23 protein-coding genes are annotated in these 20,308 nt (G+C 64.4%); 12 read left to right on the top strand and 11 right to left on the bottom strand.

Annotated features, from left to right (window positions below):
* Nucleotides 1-310 precede the first annotated feature (310 nt).
* From JQC81_RS02215 to JQC81_RS02200, 4 genes are all read left to right on the top strand, one after another.
* A complete protein-coding gene (locus JQC81_RS02215) occupies nt 311-922 on the top strand; it encodes a 50S ribosomal protein L25/general stress protein Ctc (protein ID WP_203270074.1) in 612 nt (203 codons plus the stop codon).
* Nucleotides 923-1,116: 194 nt separating this feature from the next.
* On the top strand, nt 1,117-1,749 hold the full coding sequence (gene pth / locus JQC81_RS02210) for an aminoacyl-tRNA hydrolase (RefSeq protein ID WP_203270073.1): 633 nt from the start codon (nt 1,117-1,119) through the stop codon (nt 1,747-1,749).
* A gap of 27 nt (nt 1,750-1,776) precedes the next feature.
* Nucleotides 1,777-2,874, top strand: a complete 1,098-nt coding sequence (gene ychF / locus JQC81_RS02205; RefSeq protein ID WP_203270072.1) for a redox-regulated ATPase YchF — start codon at nt 1,777-1,779, stop codon at nt 2,872-2,874.
* Between the two features lie 80 nt (nt 2,875-2,954).
* A complete protein-coding gene (locus JQC81_RS02200) occupies nt 2,955-3,107 on the top strand; it encodes a hypothetical protein (RefSeq protein ID WP_203270071.1) in 153 nt (50 codons plus the stop codon).
* A gap of 8 nt (nt 3,108-3,115) precedes the next feature.
* On the opposite strand, the gene JQC81_RS02195 is transcribed toward JQC81_RS02200, so the two are convergent.
* Nucleotides 3,116-3,538, bottom strand: coding sequence for a group III truncated hemoglobin (locus JQC81_RS02195; RefSeq protein ID WP_203270070.1), 423 nt, complete (start codon nt 3,536-3,538; stop codon nt 3,116-3,118).
* A 287-nt stretch (nt 3,539-3,825) separates the two neighbouring features.
* Between JQC81_RS02195 and nfi the strand changes: the two genes are divergently transcribed.
* The 4 genes from nfi to JQC81_RS02175 all read left to right on the top strand — a co-directional run bounded on the left by nfi (nt 3,826) and on the right by JQC81_RS02175 (nt 7,868).
* Nucleotides 3,826-4,494, top strand: coding sequence for a deoxyribonuclease V (gene nfi / locus JQC81_RS02190; protein WP_203270069.1), 669 nt, complete (start codon nt 3,826-3,828; stop codon nt 4,492-4,494).
* A 118-nt stretch (nt 4,495-4,612) separates the two neighbouring features.
* The gene (locus JQC81_RS02185) at nt 4,613-5,590 is read left to right on the top strand and encodes a calcium-binding protein (protein WP_203270068.1); all 978 of its coding nucleotides are present in this window, start codon (nt 4,613-4,615) and stop codon (nt 5,588-5,590) included.
* A gap of 150 nt (nt 5,591-5,740) precedes the next feature.
* Nucleotides 5,741-6,751, top strand: a complete 1,011-nt coding sequence (locus tag JQC81_RS02180; RefSeq protein ID WP_203270067.1) for a MaoC family dehydratase — start codon at nt 5,741-5,743, stop codon at nt 6,749-6,751.
* 106 nt (nt 6,752-6,857) lie between these two features.
* Nucleotides 6,858-7,868: a sensor histidine kinase gene (locus JQC81_RS02175; RefSeq protein WP_203270066.1), complete on the top strand. Its 1,011-nt coding sequence runs from the start codon at nt 6,858-6,860 to the stop codon at nt 7,866-7,868.
* A 27-nt stretch (nt 7,869-7,895) separates the two neighbouring features.
* Here JQC81_RS02175 and JQC81_RS02170 read toward each other — a convergent pair whose 3' ends face one another.
* The 6 genes from JQC81_RS02170 to petA form a co-directional block, all read right to left on the bottom strand.
* The gene (locus JQC81_RS02170; RefSeq protein ID WP_203270065.1) at nt 7,896-8,441 is read right to left on the bottom strand and encodes an adenine phosphoribosyltransferase; all 546 of its coding nucleotides are present in this window, start codon (nt 8,439-8,441) and stop codon (nt 7,896-7,898) included.
* 69 nt (nt 8,442-8,510) lie between these two features.
* On the bottom strand, nt 8,511-9,395 hold the full coding sequence (locus JQC81_RS02165) for an S-methyl-5'-thioadenosine phosphorylase (RefSeq protein WP_203270064.1): 885 nt from the start codon (nt 9,393-9,395) through the stop codon (nt 8,511-8,513).
* Nucleotides 9,396-9,473: 78 nt separating this feature from the next.
* Entirely contained in the window at nt 9,474-10,088 is a 615-nt protein-coding gene (locus tag JQC81_RS02160) for a 2'-5' RNA ligase family protein (RefSeq protein WP_203270063.1), read from the bottom strand.
* Nucleotides 10,089-10,170: 82 nt separating this feature from the next.
* Nucleotides 10,171-11,055 carry a cytochrome c1 gene (locus JQC81_RS02155; RefSeq protein ID WP_203270062.1) on the bottom strand — a complete coding sequence of 295 codons (885 nt, stop codon included), beginning with the start codon at nt 11,053-11,055 and terminating at the stop codon, nt 10,171-10,173.
* Nucleotides 11,056-11,078: 23 nt separating this feature from the next.
* Nucleotides 11,079-12,359: a cytochrome b gene (locus JQC81_RS02150; protein WP_203270061.1), complete on the bottom strand. Its 1,281-nt coding sequence runs from the start codon at nt 12,357-12,359 to the stop codon at nt 11,079-11,081.
* Nucleotides 12,360-12,384: 25 nt separating this feature from the next.
* Nucleotides 12,385-12,948 (bottom strand): ubiquinol-cytochrome c reductase iron-sulfur subunit, encoded by a 564-nt coding sequence (petA, locus tag JQC81_RS02145; RefSeq protein WP_203270060.1) that lies wholly within the window; start codon nt 12,946-12,948, stop codon nt 12,385-12,387.
* A 255-nt stretch (nt 12,949-13,203) separates the two neighbouring features.
* Between petA and JQC81_RS02140 the strand changes: the two genes are divergently transcribed.
* Nucleotides 13,204-13,683 carry a tRNA (cytidine(34)-2'-O)-methyltransferase gene (locus JQC81_RS02140; protein ID WP_203270059.1) on the top strand — a complete coding sequence of 160 codons (480 nt, stop codon included), beginning with the start codon at nt 13,204-13,206 and terminating at the stop codon, nt 13,681-13,683.
* 11 nt (nt 13,684-13,694) lie between these two features.
* Nucleotides 13,695-14,591 (top strand): oxygen-dependent coproporphyrinogen oxidase, encoded by an 897-nt coding sequence (gene hemF / locus JQC81_RS02135; RefSeq protein WP_203270058.1) that lies wholly within the window; start codon nt 13,695-13,697, stop codon nt 14,589-14,591.
* An 826-nt stretch (nt 14,592-15,417) separates the two neighbouring features.
* On the opposite strand, the gene JQC81_RS02130 is transcribed toward hemF, so the two are convergent.
* Genes JQC81_RS02130 through JQC81_RS02115 form a run of 4 tightly spaced genes read right to left on the bottom strand, consistent with a single transcriptional unit; the run spans nt 15,418 to nt 18,153 of the window.
* Complete coding sequence (locus tag JQC81_RS02130) at nt 15,418-16,665, bottom strand: CCA tRNA nucleotidyltransferase (RefSeq protein WP_203270057.1); 1,248 nt, start codon at nt 16,663-16,665, stop codon at nt 15,418-15,420.
* On the bottom strand, nt 16,662-16,919 hold the full coding sequence (locus tag JQC81_RS02125; protein WP_203270056.1) for a DUF6111 family protein: 258 nt from the start codon (nt 16,917-16,919) through the stop codon (nt 16,662-16,664). Before JQC81_RS02125 ends, JQC81_RS02130 begins: the two co-directional genes overlap by 4 nt.
* On the bottom strand, nt 16,916-17,554 hold the full coding sequence (locus JQC81_RS02120; RefSeq protein WP_203270055.1) for a CoA pyrophosphatase: 639 nt from the start codon (nt 17,552-17,554) through the stop codon (nt 16,916-16,918). Before JQC81_RS02120 ends, JQC81_RS02125 begins: the two co-directional genes overlap by 4 nt.
* Complete coding sequence (locus JQC81_RS02115) at nt 17,554-18,153, bottom strand: DUF1285 domain-containing protein (RefSeq protein ID WP_203270054.1); 600 nt, start codon at nt 18,151-18,153, stop codon at nt 17,554-17,556. Before JQC81_RS02115 ends, JQC81_RS02120 begins: the two co-directional genes overlap by 1 nt.
* 200 nt (nt 18,154-18,353) lie before the next feature.
* On the opposite strand from JQC81_RS02115, the gene JQC81_RS02110 reads away from it, so the two are divergent.
* Together JQC81_RS02110 and JQC81_RS02105 are read left to right on the top strand one after the other, a co-directional pair.
* A complete protein-coding gene (locus JQC81_RS02110; protein WP_203270053.1) occupies nt 18,354-19,370 on the top strand; it encodes an AAA family ATPase in 1,017 nt (338 codons plus the stop codon).
* 10 nt (nt 19,371-19,380) lie between these two features.
* Nucleotides 19,381-20,307: a DUF58 domain-containing protein gene (locus JQC81_RS02105; RefSeq protein WP_203270052.1), complete on the top strand. Its 927-nt coding sequence runs from the start codon at nt 19,381-19,383 to the stop codon at nt 20,305-20,307.
* The last annotated feature ends 1 nt before the right edge of the window (nt 20,308 follow it).

Genomic DNA, 20,308 nt, shown 5'->3' with positions numbered 1-20,308 from the left:
GCGTCCGTCAAGACATAGCGATCCATCAAGAGCTTGAATCATAAGCCCAACCTCATGTGAATCCCCACAGACCTTAGAGCGACCTGATCCAGTCCCATCGCGGCCTCTGTGGCGGCACCATTGCCGTCGCGAGACTACACGGTACAGAGTTACAGCCAAAGTTATTGTCTTCCGGTAAGATTATCGCTATAAGCCGCCTCGCGCCCGCTCGACACCCTTGGAGGCACGGGCGCCGACCTCATGGCCGCCGATAGGTTTCAAGACCTTGGCGGCCATCGGTTTTTCCAACTCAATCTATAGGACCACGACCATGAGCGAAGTAAAGCAAATCAAGGCCGTGGCGCGCGACCGGGCCGGCAAGGGGGCCGCCCGGGCCGTTCGTCGCCAAGGCCAAGTTCCCGCCGTCATTTACGGAGCCGGCCAGCCGGCCCAGGCGATCGCCCTCGACTTCAACCAGACCAAGCAGCTGATCTTCGCCGGTCACTTCCTGACCACGATCTTCGAGATCGACGTGGACGGGCAGACGGTCCGCGCCATTCCGCGCGACTACCAGCTCGATCCGGTCCGTGACTTCCCGCTCCACATCGACTTCCTGCGCGTTTCCGCCGGTCAGACGATCAAGGTCGTGGTGCCGGTGCACGTGGTCGGCCAGGAGAAGAGCCCCGGCGTGAAGCGCGGCGGCACCCTTCAGGTCGTGGAGCACACGGTGGAGCTGCAGGTTTCGCCAGACGCGATCCCGGATTACATCGAGGCTTCGGTCGAGGGGCTCGACATCGGCTCCTCCGTCCACCTCAACGACATCAAGCTCCCGAACGGCGCCAAGGCGACCTCGGCTGAGAACATGACCCTCGTCACCGTCGTTGCCCCGACCGGCCTCACGGAAGAGGCTCCGGCTGCGGCCGAGGGCACTGCTGCCGCCTAAAGACATCGGATCCAAATGTGGACACCACTTTTGGGATCCATCCGATGCTTATTTATACTGGCGCATCGTTCGGAGCGGAAAACCGGAACCACTTTTCCGCACGATGCGCTGGTTGATCGGGCGTTCAAGCCCATCGATAGGCTTCAACGCTCCGACCGCAAGGCCGGAGCGTTTCTTATGAGCAGGACCAAGCGATGCGCCTCTTCGTCGGCCTCGGCAATCCCGGATCCCGCTACGCCAGGAACCGCCACAATATCGGGTTCATGGCCGTGGACGAGATTGCGCGCGTGCACAATGCCGGCCCCTGGCGCAAGCGCTTCCATGCGGAGGCAGCTGACGCGGTGATCGGCGGCGAGAAGGTGCTGCTGATCAAGCCGCAAACCTACATGAACCTGTCAGGTCAGGCCGTGGGAGAAGCGCAGAACTTCTTCAAGATCCCGCTGCACGATGTGACGGTGTTCTACGACGAACTCGATCTGCCGCCGGCCAAGCTGCGCGTGAAGATCGGGGGCGGCAATGCGGGCCATAATGGCCTGCGTTCGATCTCGGCCCATTGCGGCAACGACTACCGCCGCGTGCGCCTCGGCATCGGCCACCCCGGCCACAAGGCTCTTGTGCAGAGCCACGTGCTGGGCGACTTCGGCAAGAGCGAAGAGGCCTGGGTCGATGACCTGTGCCGGATTATCGCGGACAACGCCGCCCTTCTCGCCAAGGGTGAGGACGGCAGCTTTCAGAACAAGGTCCACCTCGCCATGGAGGCGAGAGGCTGGACGGACGTGAAGCGGCCCGGAGAAAAGGCTGCTGAAGGCAAGAACAACGCCGGCTAGAAGCTGGCTATCACAAGGAGTGAGGCCATGGGCTTCAAAATGGGCATCGTCGGCCTGCCGAATGTCGGCAAGTCCACCCTCTTCAACGCCTTGACGCAGACGGCCGCGGCGCAGGCCGCCAATTACCCGTTCTGCACCATCGAGCCGAACGTGGGCGACGTGGCGGTGCCGGACGACCGGCTCGACCAGCTCGCGGGAATCGCCAGCTCGGCGCAGATCATCCCGACGCGCCTCACCTTCGTGGATATCGCCGGCCTCGTGCGCGGCGCATCCCGCGGCGAGGGCCTTGGCAACCAGTTTCTGGCCAATATCCGCGAGGTCGATGCCATCGCTCATGTGGTGCGCTGCTTCGAGGACACGGACATCACCCATGTCGAGGGCAAGATCGACCCGATCGCCGATATCGAGACCATCGAGACCGAGCTGATGCTCGCCGACCTCGACAGCCTCGAGAAGCGCGTGACGGCGCTCGAGAAGAAGGCCAAGGGCAACGACAAGGAGGCGAAGGAAACCCTCGACCTCGTCAACCGCACCCTGCCCCTGCTGCGCGAGGGCAAGCCCGCCCGCATGGTGGAGCGCAAGGTCGAAGAAGAGCGCCTGTTCCAGATGCTTGGCCTCCTCTCCTCCAAGCCCGTTCTCTACGTGTGCAACGTGGAGGAGGCCTCCGCCGACCAGGGCAACGCCTTCTCGGCCAAGGTCTTCGAGCGCGCCAAGGAAGAGGGTGCAAAAGCCGTCGTGGTTTCGGCCAAGATCGAGAGCGAGATTGCCGTTCTGCCGCCCGTCGAGCAGAAGGAATATCTCGATGCGGTCGGCCTCACCGAGCCCGGCCTCAACCGGGTGATCCGCGCCGGCTACGAACTGCTTGGCCTCATCACCTACTTCACTGTCGGGCCTAAGGAGGCCCGCGCCTGGACGATCACCAAGGGCACCAAGGCTCCCGGTGCCGCCGGCGTGATCCACACGGATTTCGAGAAGGGCTTCATCCGCGCCGAGACCATTGCCTATGCCGACTACACCTCCCTGAAAGGCGAGGCAGGCGCGCGTGATGCGGGCAAGCTGCGGCTGGAGGGCAAGGAATATGTCGTTCAGGACGGTGACGTGATGCACTTCCGCTTCAACACGTAAAAACTGTCAGAATCCTGAATGGGCGCTTTTTCGCCCGTTCAGGACCATGATGCGACAAAGCCTGCATGGAGGGTGGCTTCATGCAGGCTTTTTTCGAGACTTTCTTTTCTCCCGGGTTCGGCAGCGCCGAGTTTTTCGTCGGCGTGCTCGTAGCATGCGGCTTTCTCATGATCGGCATCTCGTCCCTGCTGCCCAAAAGCGGCGACGACGAGCTTGAGTGGTGGGAGCGCTAACTGAAAGCTTAAGGCAGCCGCAGGGCTTTCGGTCCGATCCCGAGGCCGATCTGCAGGCTTTCGGCAATGCGCCCTGCCCGATCCACGAAGAAAGCCGCCACATCCGGCTCAAAGATCTCACGCGCCGTCTTCTCGAACAATGACAGCCAGCGAGCAAAAAGCTCGGGCGTAAGGCTCATGCCCATATGGGCCGCCTGCGGCTTGCCCTGGTAGCGTCCGGTCCGCAGCGCAATCGACGACCAGAAATCCACCATCAAGGCCAAGTGCCGGCTCCATCGGCCGGAGAGCGCGGCATGAAAGATCGGCCCGAGTTCCGGATCGCGGATCACCCGGTCGTAGAAGGTTTCCACGAGATCGCGGATCATCGCCTCCGTCACGCCCTCGGCCGGGCTGATGATCGGGATGCTGCGGCCAGTGGCTGACTGAGCCAAAGCGGATCTCCTCGAAGCGAAAAAGGATGGAGCATCATGCCTCATCCCGTTCGATCATTCCTTGCGAAAGATCAAGCCGAGCGCCGATTGAGTGCTCTCACCCACGATCGTGCGCTCGACCATGATCGTGTGAGGAAGAAGGCCAATATCAGGCTGAACCGGTCCAGGACCAAACTTCGGTCAGGGTGACGAAGATTGGCTGCGGCGTGGCACCGATGATATGCCGACGCAGAGGGATCGATCCCGAACCTTGAGCGTTGAGCCCACGTGTTTTCCAATATCGGCCCATGAAGCTTCACCATCGCCACGACTGGAATCTCACCCCTTCCGAGGCCATTGCCCTGCAGCGCGAACTGCGGACGGAGGTGATCTCCGACCGCCCCATCGACCTCGACAGGATCGAGCTGGTGGCCGGCGTCGATGTGAGCGTGAAGAACGAGCAGTCCCAGGCTGCCATCGTGGTGGTCACCTACCCGGGCTTCCTGCCGGTAGAGACGGTTCTGGCGCAACGCCCGACACCATTTCCCTACGTGCCCGGCCTGCTGAGCTTTCGCGAGGGACCCGTCCTCGAGGAGGCTTTCGAGAAGCTGAAGTCAGAGCCCGATGTCTTTCTCTTCGACGGCATGGGCATCGCCCATCCCCGCCACATCGGTATCGCCAGCCATATGGGCCTGTGGCTGCAGCGCCCCACCATCGGCTGCGGCAAGACGCTGCTGTGCGGCCGCTACAAGGATCTGGCCGAGGAGAAGGGCTCCGCCGCCCCGCTCATCGACCGCAAGGAAACCATCGGCGTGGCCCTGCGCACCCGCACGGCCAAGAACCCCATGTTCATCTCCCCCGGCCACCTCGCGGACATTACGACGGCCACCGAGCTTGTCCTGCGCTGTTCCCCGAAGTACCGCCTGCCCGAGCCGATCCGCCTGGCGCATAACGCGGCGGGAGATTTCTCGCCGTGAGTGCTGCGGATTGCCGCAGAATGGCGGCTTCTTGAGGCACAGCTTGGGTTTGTGAGCCATCCAGCCGGCTGCACCGCACAGCGAAACTCGAAAAGTGACCTTCCGTCAGGAATCCTCTTTGTTCGGAGAGTTGTCGGGCTCCAGCCCCTCAGGGTCCGATTACATCATCACCCATAATAACGATGGATCCTTCACAATCGCAGACAAGCGTGATGGAGAAGACATCGACACGATCCGCAATGTAGAGATCCTGGAGTTCCTCGGCGGGAAAAAGGTCACGCCAAGCAGCCTCTTCCCTCCTTCCGACATCAGACTGGACGGCGATGTGGTGACCGAGAACACGAGGGCGGGCAATGCCGTCGGAACGCTCGGGGTCACCGACAATATGGGCGACATACATCGCTTCGAGCTGATCGATGACGCTCAAGGTCGTTTCGCGCTCGAGACGGTGAATGGCATCACCCGGCTCATGGTGAACGATGGCGTGCGGCTCGATTACGAGCAGTCGAACCGACACAGCATCACAGTGAAAGTAACGGATGGCGCTAACAACTCGATCACAGAGACGATTGCCGTCACAGTCTATGATGCTCTTGACGAGAACGCCACCGGCAGCGCCGGCGCCGACCTGATCAAGGGCGGGAACGGTAAGGACACCTTCGCCGGAGCTGCCGGCAACGACACGCTGGACGCCGGCGCGGGCAATGACCGTCTGACCGGCAACGATGGCAACGACCGTCTGGTGGGTGGCCTCGGCAAGGATACGCTCACCGGCAACACGGGCCTGGACGTGTTCATGTTCGACGACCGGGAGACCGGCACGTCCAAGTCCAAGGCCGATTACATCACCGACTTCAAGGGCCGCGAGGGTGACCGTTTCGACCTTAAGCTGGTGGACGCCAACACGAAGAAGAGCGGCGACCAGAAGTTCTCCTTCATCGGCACGAAGGCGTTCAGCAAGGCCGGCGAGGTGCGCTACGAGAAGACGAAGAAGGAGACATACGTCTATCTCAGCACCGATACTGACAAGAGCGCCGAGGCCGTGATCAAGCTGAAAGGCGCCATCGACCTCAGCAAGGCTTGGTTCGTGCTCTAACCAGCCGGGCACAAAAGGACCGAAGGGGACGGGCATTGCCCGTCCCCTTTTCGTTCCTCCGCTACGCAGGCCACGGATCAGGGTTGCAGGGGCAGGTCTCCCAACGGCGTGCCCCTTATGCTAGGGCAATTCTCGACAAGGGGTTGCTCCATGCGCACGTTCGAAGATCTGCCGGTCGGCTTCTCTCAGACCCTCGGCCCGCTCCATGTGACGAAGGACGATATCCTGGCCTTCGCGCGGGAATACGATGCCCAGCCCTTCCATGTGGACGAGGTTGCGGCCAAGGACAGCTTCATCGGCACCCTGATCGCCTCGGGCTGGCACTCCTGCAGCCTCAACATGCGGCTGGTGGCCGACGGGCTGCTCCTGGACTCCTCCGCCATGGGCGCGCCGGGCATCGAGGAGGTGAAATGGGTGAGGCCCGTCAGGCCCGGCGATACCCTGCGCTCGCATGTGAAAGTTGTGGAGAGCCGGATCTCCAAGAGCAGGCCCACACTTGGCCTCGTGCAGTTGCATTTCGACATGATCAATCAGGCCGGCGAGACGGTGCTGACGCAGACCAACTGGGTGATGTTCGCTACCCGCGATGCCGAGCCGTTTACCGGAGGGGGCCGTCAGGTTCTCCAAGCGGCGGCGGATTCGCTGCCCGCCGACCATCCGCCGCGCGAGATCCCGCCGATCTCCTCCAATCCCTATTTCGAGGATCTCGTCATCGGCGAAACGGAGGAGCTGGGCTCCTATACGTTCACGCCCAACGAGATCGTCCGTTTCGCGACGCAATACGATCCGCAGCGCTTCCATGTGGACCCGGAGGCCGCAAAGACCAGCCTGTTCGGGGCGCTCTGTGCCTCCGGATGGCATACGGCGAGCGTGTGGATGAAGCATATGGTCGGCCATCGCGACCGGATCCGCGCCTATGCGCTGGCCCACGGCCAGCGCCCGGCCCGGCTCGGCCCCTCCCCGGGCTTCTCGAACCTGAAATGGCTCAAGCCCGTCTATGCGGGCGACACGATCACCTATCGCACCACCGTGACGGCCAAGCGCCCCTCGGCATCCCGCCCGGAATGGGGATTGGTGTTCCACCACAACACGGGCACCAACCAGCACGGCGAGGCGGTTTTCGCCTTCGACGGCATGGTGTTCTGGGAAAGGCGGGGGTGAGCGCCCTCATCGCCATGCAGCCCCAGCCCTTGGAACAGGGCAGGTATTCGTAGAACGACCGGAGGGGCCTAGACAAAGGCTCCTTTGCTCGAAATGATCAAAAGCTATGCCGATCTTGCTACCTCTGGGGAGCGGCGGGGATTCCCGTCCTGTCGATCTCGTGAAACTCATTGTTGAGAACGCCGCCGATTCCATCTTCGTGATGGACGTCGAGGGGAGGACTGCCTTTGCCAACCCTGCAGCGGAGCGCACCTTCGGTTGGTCCAGCGCGGAGCTGTTCGGAAAGACACTGCACGATATCGTGCACCATCACTACCCCGACGGACGGCCCTTTCCGATGGCGGAATGTCCGCTCGGACAGGTGTTTCAAGCCCGCCGAACGCTTGAAAAGCACGAGGACGTTTTCTTTCATCGGAACGGGACGCCCATTCATGTGGCGTGTTCCAACGCGCCCGTGATGTGGAACGGTGACATGGTCGGCGCGGTCCTGGTCGCGGTCGATATTTCGGAGCGCAAGCGAGCTGAAGAGCACCAGCGGATGCTGATGCATGAGCTGGACCATCGGGTCAAAAATACTCTGGCGACCGTGCAGGCCATCGTGTCCCAGACGCTCAGGAGCACCACCCAGAGCAGCGATGCGCAAGCCGCCATCGAGCAGCGCCTGAAGGCACTCGCACGTGCCCACGATGTCCTCACCCGTGAGCGCTGGGACGGCGCCTATCTTGCCGACATCGTGGCTGAGACGATCGATGCCTTTTCCGCATACGACCAGAGCCGCTTTCAGTGCAGCGGACCAAGCATCAGACTTATGCCGAGCAAGGCTCTCGCGATGGCGATGGTCCTTCAGGAGCTCGCAACCAACGCCACAAAGTACGGGGCCCTTTCCAACACGGACGGCAAGATAGATCTGACATGGTCGATCGATGAGACCTCAGGTGTGCATCGTTTCTGGCTTCGCTGGGAGGAAAAGGGAGGTCCGCCCGTGGCCCCGCCGGCAAGGCGCGGCTTCGGCACCCGCCTCATCGAGCGCAGCCTCGCACAGGACCTCGATGGAGATGTGAAGATTACGTTCGCGCCGACCGGGGTCGTCTGCTCGGTCGAGGCTCCCCTGGGATAAGCCGCCTCGAAGGAGCGACGGGGCTCCTCAATGCCCCTCGAAGCTCACGAGGCTTCGCACCTCGACGCCGAGATCGCGAAGCTTCTGGGCGCCGCCGAGATCCGGCAGGTCGATGATGAAGCAGGCGGCCACGATCCTGGCGCCCATCTGACGCAGGAGCTGGGTGGCGGCGACCGCCGTGCCGCCGGTGGCGATGAGGTCGTCCACCAGGATGACCCGCTCGTCCTGGCCGATGGCATCGGTATGGATCTCCATCTCGTCGACGCCGTATTCCAGCGAATAGGCGATCCGCACGGTCTCGTGGGGCAGCTTGCCCTTCTTGCGGATCGGCACGAAGCCGGCGGAGAGTTGATGGGCCACCGCTCCGCCGAGGATGAAGCCGCGCGCCTCGATGCCCGCCACCTTGTCGACGCGCCCGCCGGCGAAGGGATGCACGAGCTCGTCCACGGAGCGCCGGAAGGCGCGCGCGTCGCCCAGCAGGGTCGTGATGTCCCGGAAGACGATTCCCGGCTTCGGATAATCCGGGATTGAGCGGATCGCGGCCTTCAGATCGGTGAGGAGACGCTGGTCCATGGATTTAAGCCTGCCTGGGTATTAGGTGAGAATGGATCTGTGACGGGTGGGTGCGCAAGGCGCCTTGGATCACGCTTTCGAGGGGTTTAACACCCGCCCCGCCACCGCATCCAACTTTTTCAGAAGCTCGGGATCGCGGGCGGACGGTGCCGTCATGATGGCGCCGTCGAGCGCCCGGTCGGAGCCTGCGGGGCACGGTTCGTGCTCGGCTGGGAAGTCCCGGGCGACGCGGGCGACGAGGCGCGCCACCTTGGCGGCGTTCTTCTGCGCCACGGCGACCACGGAGGCGACATCCACGTTGTCGTGCTCCGGGTGCCAGCAATCGTAATCGGTCACCATGGCGATGGTCGCATAGGTGATCTCGGCCTCGCGGGCGAGCTTTGCTTCCGGCATGGCCGTCATGCCGATCACATCGTAGCCGAGCCCTTTATAGGTGATGGACTCGGCGTAAGTGGAGAATTGCGGCCCCTCGATGCAAACGAGCGTGCCGCCTAAGCTGAACGGGATGCTCTCAGCCACGGCCGCATCGGCGATGCGCTGGCGCAACAGGGGACCGACCGGATGGGCCATGGGCACATGGGCGACGCAGCCCTGGCCGAAGAACGAAGTCTCCCGCTTATGGGTGCGGTCCACATACTGGTCCACCAGCACGAAGAAGCCGGGATAGTACTCGTCCTTGAACGAGCCGACGGCCGAGACCGAGATCAGGTCGGTGACGCCGGCCCGCTTCATCACGTCGACATTGGCCCGGTAGTTGATGTCGGACGGCGACAGCCGGTGCCCACGGCCGTGGCGGGGCAGGAAGGCAATCGTCGTCTCGCCGATGCGGCCGATGCGCAGCACGTCCGACGGCTCGCCCCAGGGCGACGAGATGCGTTCCTCGCGCATGTCCTCGATTCCTGGAAGTTCGTAGACTCCCGATCCGCCGATGATGCCTAGAACCGCCTTCGTCATCCTGGTCCCTACCTGCTTGGAGCTGTTACGGCCCTGTCATAGCCGAGGATTGGCCGCATCCCAAGGAGCGTTCCAGCATCACCCGCCGTTCAACGGGATGGCGGCGATCTCGTCCGTCACCAGGCAGGGGAACAGCGTCTCGCGCACGAGCCGGATCCGCGCCACCGGCGCCGTGATGGAGACAGGCAGGCTCTCGATGCGTTCGACGACATCGTGTGGAATGGAGCCTCTTGTCCGGTAACGCGCCAAGGTGGAGTGGATCAGGTCGTAGATGATCGGCTTCTGGCCGGACGGCGGGGGAAGCTCGCGGACGATCCGCTCCCGGATGGCCTCGATCAGGCCGGTTCCCTCGGTGGCCGTGGCGATGATGGCCGTGTCGGTGACCTTCAGACGCGAGAAGCGCAGTTCCAGGGCCGGGTGGCCGGTGCAGAGTTCCTCCAGAATGTCCTGGCTCTGCCGGGCGATGCTCTGCCAGTAGGCGTCCTTGTCGAAGCCTCCCTTGACGGTCACCAGGGGATAGATGGTGACGTGCAACCCATGCCGGGGTCCGACATTCAAGGGTTCCGGCCAATGCTCGGCAATCGCCCGCTGCACCTCCTCAAAGGCTTCGCGCGTCTCAGGCTCCAGGCTCGGTTGGACGTGATAGGCGAGGCAGGGCTTGCCCCAGATATCGTCGGCAATCGTGTGCAGCATGGATGCCGGAATAAGGCTGCCTTCAGAGCGTGTCACCCGAAAAGAAAAAGGCCCCGGAAACCGGGGCCTTGGTCGTCATCTTTTATGGATTGTGCGTCATCGGGGGCGTGGCGTGGCCTTCGACCTCGCCGCCCACGCGGGCCCAGATCTTCTTCTTGGTGAAGTAGAGCAGGCCTGCGAGCACGATCAGGAACAGCATGACCTGGAAGCCGAGGCGCTTGCGGGCCTCGAGATGCGGTTCCGCCGTCCAGGTGAGGAAAGCCGTCACGTCGCGGGCATACTGGTCGACGGTCTCCGGAGCCTGGGGCTGGCCGGCCTCGTTCTTCGGATACTCGACCTGGCCGTCATTGATCGGCTTGGGCATCGCGATGATGTGGCCGGGATAGTACTCGTTGTAGTGACCGCCGGCCGGCACCGTGAAGCCCGCAGGAGCCTCCTTGTAGCCGTTCATCAGGGCAGCAAGGTAATCCGCGCCATTCTCGGAATACTGGCGGAACACGTCCGTGATCCACCAGGGGAAGCCGCGCTCGTAGGTGCGGGCCTTGGCCATCAGGGACAGGTCCGGAGGAGCCTTGCCGCCGTTGGCCGCGGCGGCCGCGTTCTCGTTCGGGAACGGCGACGGGAAGCGGTCGGCGGGACGGCCGGGGCGCTCGAACATGTCGCCGGCCTCGTTCGGGCCGTCCTGGATCTTGTACTCGGCCGCCAGGGCACGGACCTGGGCCTCGGAGAATTCCGGACCGCCGGGCTGCGCCAGGTTGCGGAACGCGACATAGCTCAGGCCGTGGCAGGAGGCGCAGACCTCCCGGTAGACCTTGAAGCCGCGCTGGAGCTGAGCCCGGTCGAAGGTGCCGAACGGTCCCTGGAAGCTCCACTTGAGCTGCGGCGGGACCGGGGTCTCGCCGGCAGCGAAGGCCGGAGCGGAGAGGCCGAGAACGGCCGCAGCGATGAGAAGGGTACGCTTCATCATGATGTTTTCCTCAACGCTCCCGTTCAGCCCTTGGACTGCGGTTCGGCATTGGCGCCGGCCGGCATGCCAGCACCGCCCTTCTGCACGCCCATGACGGATTCGAGGATCGAATTCGGCAGCGGCAGCGGACGCTCGACGAAGCCGAGCACCGGCAGGACGATGAGGAAGTGGGCGAAGTAGTAGACCGTGCAGATCTGGGAGGCGATCACGTACCAGCCCTCGGCGGGGCGGGAACCCAGCCAGCCGAGCACGAGGCAGACGCCCACGAACACCCAGAAGAACTGCTTGTAGAGCGGGCGATAGGCAGTGGAGCGCACCTTCGAGGTATCGAGCCAGGGCATGAACACCCAGATCACGATGGCCGCGAACATCGCGATGACGCCGCCGAGCTTGTCAGGAATGGCGCGCAGGATCGCGTAGAACGGCAGGAAGTACCACTCCGGCACGATGTGCGCGGGCGTCACGGCGGGGTTCGCCGGGATGTAGTTGTCGGCATGGCCCAGATAGTTCGGGATGTAGAACACCCAGTAGGCGAAGAAGATCAGGAACACCACGACGGCGAAGATGTCCTTGATCGTGGCATAAGGCGTGAACGGAACCGCGTCCTTGCCCGACTTGATCGGAATGCCGGTCGGGTTGTTCTGGCCCGGCACGTGCAGCGCCCAGATATGCAGGACGACGACGCCGGCGATCATGAAAGGCAGCAGGTAGTGCAGGGAGAAGAAGCGGTTGAGCGTCGGGTTGCCCACCGAATAGCCGCCCCAGAGGTAGCTGACGATGGTCTCGCCCACGAGCGGGATCGCCGAGAACAGGTTGGTGATCACGGTGGCGCCCCAGAAGCTCATCTGGCCCCAGGGAAGCACGTAGCCCATGAAGGCGGTGGCCATCATGAGGATGAAGATGATCACGCCGAGGATGTACAGAACCTCGCGGGGCGCCTTGTAGGAGCCGTAATAGAAGTTCCGGAAGATGTGGATGTAGACGGCGATGAAGAACATCGACGCGCCGTTGGCGTGCAGATAGCGGATCAGCCAGCCGTAGTTCACGTCGCGCATGATGTGCTCGACGGACTGGAACGCCATATCGGCGTTCGGCGTGTAGTACATCGCCAGGAACACGCCGGTCACGATCTGCGCGACGAGCATGAACACCAGGATGGCGCCGAAGGTCCAGAAATAGGTCAGGTTCCGCGGCACCGGGAACGCGATGAAGGACGAGTGGATGAGGCCCGCGATCGGCAGGCGGCTCTCGAACCACTGACCGAAGGCGCTCTTGGGAACGTAAGTTGTGGGATGCTGGCTCATGTGTATCGCCTGATCGTCGCTTAGGTTACGCCGTGGCTTCTTGGCCGATGATGACCTTCGTGTCGGACGCGAAGGCATAGGGCGGAATCGGCAGATTGATCGGCGCCGGGCCGCCGCGGACGCGGCCGGAGGTGTCGAACACCGAACCGTGGCAGGGGCAGAACCAGCCGTTGTACTCGCCAGAATTGCCCAGCGGCACGCAGCCGAGATGGGTGCAGTTGCCATAGACGACGAGCCACTGCGCCTTGCCCTCCTTCACGCGGGCCGCGTCGGGCTGCGGGTCGCGCAGGGAGGCAACGTTCACGTCCGCTGCAGCCTTGATCTCGTCCGGCGTGCGGTGCCGGATGAAGATCAGCTTGCCGCGCCAGAACACCTTCACGATCTGGCCTTCGGCGATCGGAGCCAAGTCGACTTCGACGGGGGCGCCGGCAGCCACCGTCGCCGCGTCGGGCGCCAGGGACTGGACGAAGGGCCATACCAGGGTGGCTCCGCCGATAGCGGCGGCTGCGCCCGTGGCGATGTACAGAAAATCGCGCCGTGTCGGCTCAGCGACATGAGTGGTGGTCTCGGCCACTTGGCTCTCCAGCATTGGTCAAAAAACGAGAACCGCGCATCGGCAATGCCTTGGTAACCCTGGCATTCGGCTCACGCATTCCGATATGGAACACGACAATACGCGCGCAATGCGACTGGGAGTCGCCGCGCGGTGGCTCTTTGGCACGGTCAAGCCCGCCTGTCCATAGCCGGATTGGAGTTGTTCCAGCCTGTGCCTCAAAATGCCGCCGACCCGCCCCCCGATGGACGCTCCCTTGACGGCGGAGCCCGTTGCCACGATGACGGACTCATGCCCCGACTTGCCATTTACCAGCCGGACATCCCGCAGAACACCGGCACCATGCTGCGGCTTTCGGCCTGCCTCGGAGTCCCGGTCGAGATCATCGAACCTGCGGCTTTCGACGTTTCCGACCGCAACCTGCGCCGCTCCGGCATGGATTATCTCAGCCACGCAACCATCACCCGTCACATTTCCTGGCGGGCCTTCGAGGCATGGCGGCAGGAAACCGGGGCGCGCCTCGTCCTCGCCACCACCAAGGGGGCGATCCCCTATACGGATTTCGCATACCGACCCAACGACATAGTCTTGGTCGGCCGCGAGTCCGCCGGCGTACCGGACGAAGTCCATGCGGTGGCGGATGCGAGAATCCTCATCCCCATGCAGACCGGCATGCGCTCCCTTAATGTGGCCGTGACCGCCGCCATGATCCTCGGCGAGGCCCTGCGGCAGACCCGTTCGTTTCCCGATCCCGCTCCTTCCGAGATGTGAGACCAGACCTGATGACCGACCAAGCCGACGTCGCGCGCCTGCAGAATGAGGCCCCTGTCTGGTTCGCCCTGCTGCGCGACCGCATCTGCGCGGCCTTCGAAGCGCTGGAGGATGAGGTAACGGCTCCCCTCCCCCCGGAAGCGTCTGAGCCCGGCCGGTTCGTGCGCACGCCCTGGGAACGCAAGGACCATAGCGGCGCCCCCGGCGGCGGGGGCGTCATGTCCATGATGAAGGGCCGCGTGTTCGAGAAGGTGGGCGTCCACGTCTCGACAGTCCATGGCGAGTTCGCGCCGGAATTCCGTGGCCAGATCCCCGGCTCCGACCAGGACCCGCGCTTCTGGGCGGGCGGCATCTCGCTCATCGCCCATCCCTGGAACCCGAACGTGCCGACCGTCCACATGAATACCCGCTTCGTGGTGACCACGAAGCCCTGGTTCGGCGGCGGGGCCGACCTCACACCGGTCCTCGACCGGCGGCGCACGCAGGAGGATCCGGATACGGTGTTCTTCCACGACGCGATGGAGCAGGCCTGCAGCGCCCACGCGCCGGAGGGATCCTATGAGAAGTACAAGAAATGGTGCGACGAGTACTTCTTCCTGAAGCACCGCAACGAGCCGCGCGGCATCGGCGGCATCTTCTACGACTACCACTGGACCGGGAACCCGGACGAGGACTTCGCCTTCACGCGAAACGTGGGCGAGGCTTTCCTCAAGGTCTATCCCGAGATCGTCCGCCGCAACGTCACCAAGTCCTGGACGGAAGACGACCGGATCGAGCAGCAGGTCCGGCGCGGGCGCTACGTGGAGTTCAACCTGCTCTACGACCGCGGCACGATCTTCGGCCTGAAGACCGGCGGCAACATCGCGTCGATCCTGTCCTCCATGCCGCCGACGGTGAGGTGGCCCTAAACCAAGAATTCGCCATCCCGGAGCTGCGAAGCAGAACCCGGGATGGCGGGCAGGACGAGGCGCTCAATCCTTATCGGTTTCGTCCCCACGCAGGCGGGGATCCAGAACCGCCGACGCCTCAAGGAAGGCGATCAGCGTCGCGCCTCTTTCTGCCTCGTCAGCGATTATGGATCCCGGACTCGGCTGCGCCGCCCCGGGATGACAGTGCTGGGCTGGTTTGTGCGATCCCGGATCGGCTTTGCCGTCCGGAATGACGCTGTTGGTTGGCTTGTCAAAGAGCCAGCACCTGTGGGCCCGCAGCGGGTGCTGCGAGCCTGAAGGTGTCGAGGGAGGCGTTTAGGGCAGCCCGGCTCGATGTGTGGTGTGGAAGGTGAGAGCCAGGCTGCTCGTCACGCACGGTTTGTTTCAGCGGACCTGGAACAAGCCAGGATCGGCCACCCGCGATCACAGGGGTGCGAGACCTGCGGCGGGACCGCTCCTTGCCCCACTGCGGCGACGCCTCGCGAGCGCGCCCCTCGGCGGGCGAGGATGAGCCCAGATATAGCCAAGGTTAGAGCAGCAGCCAAGAACAAATTGAGAACGTGCTCTCACCCTTGCCGTCATGGCCGGGCTCGTCCCGGCCATCCACATTTTCAGGACCCGCACGTTGCAAGACGTGGATCCCCGGAACAAGTCCGGGGATGACGGGGAGGGTGTCGGATTGGCGGGTGTCATTCCCGGCGAGCGTAGCGAGGGAAGGGAATCCACTCACACCCTCAGCCCATGGATCCCCTTCCCGGCCTCACGGCCGCTGGGGATGACACCGGACATCCAGGACAACCGCAACCTAAGCCTGCTCCAGCACACGCCTGAGCAGGTCCCTCGCGTAGACATCATCCGTCCGGCAGCCCTCCTCCAGCCAGGCTTGGCGGGCTCGGGCGAGCATTTCGCCGATCTTCGGCCCCTTCGGAACGCCGCCCTCGACAAGATCGGCACCGCGCAGGGGAAAGACCGGCACGGGCTCATTGCCGCTGCGGTAGCGCGCCAGGGCCTCGCGGGCGTCGTCGTGGACGAGGGGGGACGGCTCTCCGGCTGTTGCCGCCAGAGCCATTCCCAATGCCTCGATCTCATGATCCGCCACCAAGCGGCGGATCGCCGGTGCATCGAGCGGCAGGGCATGGGCCTTGAGCAGGCTGAGAAGCCGGGCATAAGCGGCGAGCTTCCTGTGCTCGTCGTTGGACAGCCGCAGGTCGTCCCGCAGGCGCTCCGCGTCTTCCTCCACGTGAACGGCAAGGGCAGCGAGACGCCAGATCGCGGCAGGGCTGTTACGGTCGTCAGTTGTCACGCGCTCGAAGCGGCCGAACTCGGCGACGCCGCCGAGCAGGCCGGTGAGGAAGCCGTGATCGGCAAGGATGCGGATCGTCTCCTCGGCCCGCTTCGCGACGAGGAGCCTGAGAAGCTCGTGCCGGATCCGCTCCTTCGAGAGGATGGCCAATCCCTGCCGCTCGGCCCCCGAGGCCGCCAATCCTTCCGGATCGGGATCGCCTTGCGCATATTCCGCGTGGAAGCGGAAAAAGCGCATGATGCGCAGGTAATCCTCTCGGATCCGGATGCGGGCCTCGCCGATGAAGCGCACGCGCCGGGCGGCGAGGTCCGTCTCGCCGCCGGTATAGTCGTAGAGCCGCCCGTCGAGCCCCAGGGACAAGGCGTTGATGGTGAAATCCCGCCGCTTGGCATCGCGCACGAAATCACGCCCGAAATGCACCACCGCATGGCGCCCGTCGGTTTCCACATCCTCGCGCAGGGTCGTGATCTCGAAGGGCTCGCCGTCGACGATCACCGTGATCGTGCCGTGCTCGATGCCCGTGGGCACTGCCTTGAACCCGGCGCGTTTCGCGCGCTCCGTGACGGCGTCGGGCAGCATGGTCGTGGTGCAGTCGACTTCCGTGACAGGGCGCCCGAGCAGGGCATTGCGCACGGCACCGCCCACGATGCGGGTCTCCTCGGCGTCATCGTTGAAAACCTTGAGGAGGCGGAGCAATTCAGGGCGCTGGAGAAGGCTCGCCAGCGCCTGTCGATCGAGGGGTTCGGTCACTGGAAATGTCCCGGAACGACACGGCCGTTCTCGATGCGCGTCGGCACATAGGCGCCGGTCTGGCGATCGTCCAGGAGCCCCGTTGCGACGAGCGAGAGCACGACGAAGCTCAAGCCTGCAATCGTGAGCCAGAGGGACTGGCTGCTCCAATGGGACCAGAGCATCGGATTGCGGCGGCGGACGACGAGGTAGGCGCCGAACAAAACGAAGGGCAGCAGAAACAGCACCAGACTCTGAACAACAGCACGCGTCATGAAGTGTAGAGCCTCTCGTAAAGATTGCGGATGATACCCGCCGTCACACCCCAGATGTAGCGTCCCTGATAGGGCATTGCATAGTAGCGGCGCAGCCTGCCCTTCCACTCACGGGAATGGAGTTCGTGGCGCTTAGGGTCCATGAGGAAATCGAGAGGAACTTCGAATGCGTCGGCCACCTCTTCGTGATTGACGGCGAGCGTGTAGGAAGGCGATACCCGGGCTACCACCGGCATCACGAGATAATTCGTGGTGGACAGGTAAGGGTCGAGATAGCCGAGCGGGCTGATGAAGCGGCTGTCGAGGCCGATCTCCTCCATGGCCTCGCGGCAGGCGGCATCGAGGACCGAGGCATCGGTCGGATCGACCCGGCCGCCCGGAAAGGCGATCTGCCCCGAATGCTGGCGCAGATGCGCGGCGCGTTCGGTCAGGAGCAGCATCGGCTCCTCGCGCATGACCACCGGCACCAGCACCGCGGCAGGCTTCGGCGTCAGGGGATAGACCAGCGGCACATCGTCGAGGCTGTGATCGCCGCGCGGGTTCGCCAGGGCCTCTGCCGCTTGCGGCGGTTCCGGCAGCAAGCGCTCGGCTGCCAGAGTCAGAAAATCCGGCGCATCATGGGGGGCAAGGCGCATCAAGCGATGCCCAGTTCGGACGCCGGAGCGATGGGGAAGAAGACACCGCCTGCGGCAAGCCCGAAGATCGCCGCCCCATCGGCGGTCCTTTCCTCGCCCATGGCAACCAGGTCGAGGGCCAGGCTTCGCGTCACGAGAGCCCACAGCTCCCCGCGGACCTTCACGTAGGGCTTGAGGCCGCCGTTCGCGTTCTGCTCGAAGCGCAGGGGATGATCCGGCCCGACCTGCACGAGATCGTCCACATTGGTGCGGAACGCGACCTGACGCCTCTGCCCTTCACCCTCCACGGCCATCTCGACGGCCAGGAAAGGCGCGTCCTCCACCATGATTCCGACCCGCTCGACCGGCGTGACGAGCACGTAGCGCTCCGGATCCTTGCGCAGAACCGTCGAAAACAGTTTGACGAGGGAGGGCCGGTTGATGGGCGAGCCCATGTAATGCCACGTGCCATCGGCCGCGATGCGCATGTCGATCTCGCCGCAATAGGCCGGGTTCCAGCGCTCGACCGGAGGGGGGCCTTTCCGCTTCGAGTCGGACCCGAGCGCCTCCGTCAGGCGGGCCAGGGCGCTTCCGGGGGTGAGAGGCGTAGGATCGGTCATGACGCAAGCGTGAACATGTTTTTCACTTTTCGGGATCGACGAACGGCTGTCGATTGTTACTTCCTAGAGCATAGAGTCCTCGGCTGTCTCGTCCACTCCACATGGGTTCAACGCTGCGGCGCATCGACCCTTGCCACTCGACCAGGATCAAAGGCAGACTAGCTACCGGGGCATATGGGTATGAGAGGGAGACTAACCTCATGACGGCCAGCATTGCTCAAGCGCCCACCGCATTGGACGACGCGATCATCCGCAACGCGGAGGCGACGCTTGAGACAGTCGGCCGTGCACGGGAAGCCATTCACAGCGTCATCTTCGGCCAGGAAGACGTGGTGGACCTCACCCTGATCACCCTTCTTGCCGGCGGCCACGGCCTCCTGGTCGGCGTTCCGGGCCTCGCCAAGACGAAGCTCGTGGATACGCTGGGCACCGTGCTCGGCTTGGACGCCCGCCGCATTCAGTTCACCCCGGACCTGATGCCCTCCGATATTCTGGGGTCGGAAATTCTCGATGAGGGCGCCGACCGCCGCCGCTCCTTCCGGTTCGTGAAAGGTCCGGTCTTCGCGCAGCTGCTGATGGCCGACGAGATCAACCGCGCCAGTCCGCGCACCCAGTCCGCTCTGCTGCAGGCCATGCAGGAGCATCACGTTTCCGTGGGCGGCGAGCGGCACGACCTGCCGCAGCCCTTCCACGTGCTGGCGACGCAGAACCCCATCGAGCAGGAGGGCACCTATCCCCTGCCCGAGGCCCAGCTCGACCGCTTCCTGCTGGAGATCGACGTCGGCTATCCGAGCCGCGAGGCCGAGCGGCGCATCCTGATCGAGACCACAGGCGCGGAGGATCACAAGCCCTCGGCCGTCATGAATGCCGAGATGCTGATGAACGCCCAGCGCCTCGTCCGCCGCCTGCCCGTGGGCGAGAGCGTGGTCGAGGCGATCCTCGATCTGGTGCGCTCGGCCCGTCCGGAAGCGGAGCGGATCGAGGGCGTGAGCGACAAGATCCTGTGGGGTCCCGGTCCCCGTGCCAGCCAGGCCCTGATGCTGGCGGTGCGCGCCCGCGCGCTTATAGAGGGCCGCGTAGCGCCCTCGCTGGCCGACGTGGTGGCGCTGGCCGAGCCGGTGCTCAAGCACCGCATGGCGCTCACCTTCTCGGCCCGTGCGGACGGCGACACCATCGGCAGCATCATCGGCCGGCTCACCGCACGCCTGGCAGGCTAGGATCACCGTCATGGCCCGTGTCCGGGTCCTCCCCGAAAGTGCCCGCTCGCCGGGCCGCCAAGAGACGGAGAGCGCGCTCTCCCTCGCCCACCGGATGCCGCGGCTCGTGCTGGAGGCCCGGCGCGTGGCAGCCAATCTCGCCCACGGCATTCACGGCCGCCGCCGCTCCGGCACCGGCGAGACCTTCTGGCAGTTCCGCCCCTTCGTGGCCGGCGAGGCCGCCCAGCGCATCGACTGGCGCCGCTCGGGCCGCGACGACCGTCTTTATGTGCGTGAGCGCGAATGGGAGACGGCCCAGACCGTCTGGTTCTGGATCGACCGCTCCGCCTCCATGGGCTACGCCTCCGACCTCGCCCAGGCACCCAAGATCGAGCGTGCCGTCGTGCTGGGGATGGCTCTGGCCAATTGCTTCGTCGAGGGCGGCGAACGCGTGGGCATGCTGGGGCTGATGTCGCCGCGTGCGACCCGGCGCATTGCGGAAACCATGGCCCAGACTCTCGTAGCGGACCGCGCCTCCCTCGAGGAGGATCTGCCTCCGCAGGCCGCCGTGGCGCCGCAGCACGAAGCCATCCTGATCAGCGATTTCCTGTCGCCCATGCGCGACATCACATCGATGGTCGAGGCCATCTCGTCCCGTGGGGCGCGGGGGCATCTGGTGATGATCGTCGATCCTGTCGAGGAGACCTTCCCGTTCCAGGGACAGGCGGTGCTGCACGATCTCGAAGACGGCCTGTCGCTCCGGATTGGCGACGCCACGTCCTGGGGCAAGGCCTATCGCCTCAGAATAGAGCAGCATCGGGCGGAGTTGCAGGAACTGGCGCGCCGCCGCGGCTGGACATTGACCATCCACCGCACCGACCGGCCGGCGAGCGAGGCGGCGCTTCGCCTCATGACGCTGGTGGCGACCTCCCGCGGTGCCGGTGCAGGAGGACGCTGAG

Source organism: Microvirga arabica, from assembly GCF_016811235.1.
GTDB lineage: Bacteria > Pseudomonadota > Alphaproteobacteria > Rhizobiales > Beijerinckiaceae > Microvirga > Microvirga arabica.
Note: the sequence above shows the minus strand (reverse complement) of the source record. Positions and strands in the feature narration are given on the sequence as shown.